This is a genomic window from Amycolatopsis rhizosphaerae, from assembly GCF_007713715.1.
Classification (GTDB): domain Bacteria; phylum Actinomycetota; class Actinomycetes; order Mycobacteriales; family Pseudonocardiaceae; genus Amycolatopsis_E; species Amycolatopsis_E rhizosphaerae.
Genome location: NZ_VJWX01000863.1, coordinates 1 through 1,271, shown reverse-complemented (window position 1 = coordinate 1,271; position 1,271 = coordinate 1). Strand labels below are relative to the sequence as shown.

General features: G+C 71.4%; 2 protein-coding genes. Both read left to right on the top strand.

Translation table 11 applies throughout. The features are described 5' to 3' along the window. Positions 1 to 506, top strand: a 506-nt coding sequence (locus FNH05_RS37480) for an aminotransferase class I/II-fold pyridoxal phosphate-dependent enzyme (RefSeq protein ID WP_342781661.1), incomplete at its 5' end; no start/stop codon positions are given. 31 nt (positions 507 to 537) lie between these two features. Continuing rightward, positions 538 to 963: an SRPBCC family protein gene (locus tag FNH05_RS37475; RefSeq protein WP_144593555.1), complete on the top strand. Its 426-nt coding sequence runs from the start codon at positions 538 to 540 to the stop codon at positions 961 to 963. Positions 964 to 1,271: the final 308 nt, after the last annotated feature.

Genomic DNA, 1,271 nt, shown 5'->3' with positions numbered 1-1,271 from the left:
GCGTGGTGGTGCACGTGCGGTCGCTGACGAAGGTCACCTCGCCCAGCCTCCGCGTCGGAGCGCTCACCGCGCGCGGACCCGCGATGGAGCGGCTGCGGGCCATCCAGGTGATCGACAGCTTCTTCGTTTCCCGCCCGCTTCAGGAAACCGCACTCGAACTCGTCGGTTCCCCCGCCTGGGCAAGGCATCTCCGCACCCTCGCGGACACCCTGCGGGACAGGCGGAACGCGATGGCCGAAGCCGTGCGCGAAGAACTTCCCCTGCCGTTGGACGCAATCCCGCGCGGCGGCTACCACCTGTGGCTGCGCCTGCCGGACGGCACCGACGAGACCGCACTCGCCGCGGCCGCGCTGGCCGCCGGGGTCGCCGTCACCCCCGGCAGGCCGTACTTCCCGGCCGAGGCCCCCGCCCCGCACCTGCGCCTGAGCTACCTCAGTGCCGCGAACACGGAAGGGATCCGGGAGGGAATTCACCGCCTCGGCCGGGCCTGGCGGGCACTATCGTGATCACCGGGCGACGAAGCCACGGGAGGACGGCATGCGACACGAGACCATTGTGGACATTCAGGCCGGCACGGACGCCGTCTGGCCCGTACTGCGGGACGTGGCGGACTGGCCCGACTGGTGCGAAACCGTGGAGCGGGTGAGCCTGCTCGGCGACGGCCCCTTCGGTGTGGGGGCCCGCGCCCGGGTCAAGCAGCCGAAGATGGCCGAGCTGACCTGGGAGGTCACCGAACTGGCCCCGGACAGTTCGTTCACCTGGCGCACGAAGGGGCCGGGCTACGTGATCGAAGGGGGCCATTTCCTCACCCCGCTCGCGGACGGGGGGACCCGGGCGCGCCTCACCCTGGACGTGACGGGACCGCTGGCCCCGCTGCTGTGGCTGCTCACCGGCTCACGGACCCGGCGCTATGTCGATCGGGAAGGCGCCTGCCTCAAGCGCCGGTGCGAGCGCACGCCCTGAGCCGCACCCGGCTGCGGGTTGCCGTGAGGGGGTTACGGGTTGCTGTGAGGGGGCCCCTCACAGCGCCCATTCCTGCCTGAGGGTGGGACACAAGCGCACGAAGGTGGGACACAAGCGCACGAGCGTGGGACTCGCCCGGCGGACGGCCGGGTACCGCAGCGGATGACTCAGCCCACGAGCGACTGGGTGCCGAGGACGGCGAGCAGCGCGAGCCGTTCGGCGTCTTCGCTGCACGGCTCGGCCGTGTAGATCATCACCCGCAGATCGCTGCCCGCCACGGGGAGGATGTCGCTATCCACGGTCATCGT

What these genes read in the sequence shown, in the direction of transcription:
- FNH05_RS37475 (WP_144593555.1), top strand. Translation starts at nt 538, where the DNA reads ATGCGACACGAGACCATTGTGGACATTCAGGCCGGCACGGACGCCGTC.